This is a genomic window from Psychroflexus tropicus DSM 15496, assembly GCF_000378765.1.
Taxonomy (GTDB): domain Bacteria; phylum Bacteroidota; class Bacteroidia; order Flavobacteriales; family Flavobacteriaceae; genus Psychroflexus; species Psychroflexus tropicus.
Genome location: NZ_KB905349.1, coordinates 5,931 through 7,314, shown reverse-complemented (window position 1 = coordinate 7,314; position 1,384 = coordinate 5,931). Strand labels below are relative to the sequence as shown.

Below are 1,384 nucleotides of genomic sequence, written 5' to 3'. Positions count from 1 at the left end.
TTTCTACCGAAAATTCCACGCAATGTCCTATCTTTCAGCCACGGCTGAAAGATGTGCGCTAGTTTGCTCGCAACGAAGCCATACACACGAACGTTACCCAACATTTAAAAATTAACATAATGAAAAAAATTAAAATTAATTGCACACTACTTTTAGCTATCGTACTTATAATTGTTTCATGTTCAACAGACGATGACTCAAATAATTCAAATATAACAGCTGAAATTTATGGCAAATGGAAGATTTTAGAATCAAATTATGGTGGAGAAAGAGAAACTTTAGATGAATGCAGTTTATTAGAGACTTTACAGTTTTTTGAAAATAATGAATTGGAAATAAAAGAATATGAACAAACAGGTAATACTACAAGTTGTTCAGAAGTTGGTCCTGATGTATTTTTGGATTTTTCGATCGAAAACAACGTATTGACTTATACAAATCCAACGGGTGGATTTAATGGAGGCATATTTACAAGAAAATTTAACATTATTGAATTAACAGAGCAAACACTAAAATTAGAACTCTATTATGAAAGGGATGGATTTGAAGAGGACGGTAATTTACCAAATAATGAAATTTGGTTATCAACTTGGACAAGATTAAATTAAATATTATGACAGATATACAAAGATTAGAAAAAACAATTACTGATTTAATAACAATTATAGAAAGTTTACAAACTGACATAAAAGACTTAAAAGAATCAAATTCTGAATTAAGCAGTAAACTTTATTCTATCAATGATAAGTTAGGCAGTTTATAGTTTACATTTAATTTATGGATTATACAATTATTTTTGGTTACTTGGTTTTACTTATAATTCAATATTTTGCGATTCAAGCAATACCGATTACACTAGTGGGTGGAATAATTTCAAGATTCACTAATATATATTTTGGCGTTCTAATTGGTGGAATTTTGACTTGGCTTGGAATTACTTTCATTTGGTTTAAAATATTTGATTACCATTTACCACTATTGGTGTTTATATTAAGTGTTTTGTTTCAAATTTGGAATCTTAGAAAATCTAGATTTGAATTAAATGAAATGTCCAAAAAAATGATTATCGGAGAAATTTGGTCAATAATTTAAGTTTCGATATACGTTTTCATATTTAGAGAATTTAACTTGTACTAATCGAATAAAAACGTTGGGTAACACTATGTATCTTCTATGGCGAGGTCTGGGAGCTGAAACCAAAAGTCTGAGTGATTTGCTAACTTTACGACTGAAAGAAAAAGGGCTGTGCTTTTTTGGTCGCCACTGAAAGATACACTTCCCGTTGTAGATAAATTGATTGAAAAATATTGTATAAATTAATTTCAATTATTGATCTGAATAAAGGAAAGTCAGTCGGCTGAATGGAATGATTAAAATGCCATTT

3 protein-coding genes are annotated in these 1,384 nt (G+C 29.3%); all 3 read left to right on the top strand.

The annotated features are described in order from the left end of the window. Positions 1-119 precede the first annotated feature (119 nt). Genes F598_RS0114025 through F598_RS0114015 form a run of 3 tightly spaced genes read left to right on the top strand, consistent with a single transcriptional unit; the run spans position 120 to position 1,092 of the window. Complete coding sequence (locus F598_RS0114025; RefSeq protein ID WP_019039706.1) at positions 120-608, top strand: lipocalin-like domain-containing protein; 489 nt, start codon at positions 120-122, stop codon at positions 606-608. A gap of 5 nt (positions 609-613) precedes the next feature. Continuing rightward, entirely contained in the window at positions 614-763 is a 150-nt protein-coding gene (locus tag F598_RS15395) for a hypothetical protein (RefSeq protein WP_157595030.1), read from the top strand. A 14-nt stretch (positions 764-777) separates the two neighbouring features. Continuing rightward, entirely contained in the window at positions 778-1,092 is a 315-nt protein-coding gene (locus tag F598_RS0114015; RefSeq protein ID WP_019039704.1) for a hypothetical protein, read from the top strand. Positions 1,093-1,384 lie beyond the last annotated feature (292 nt).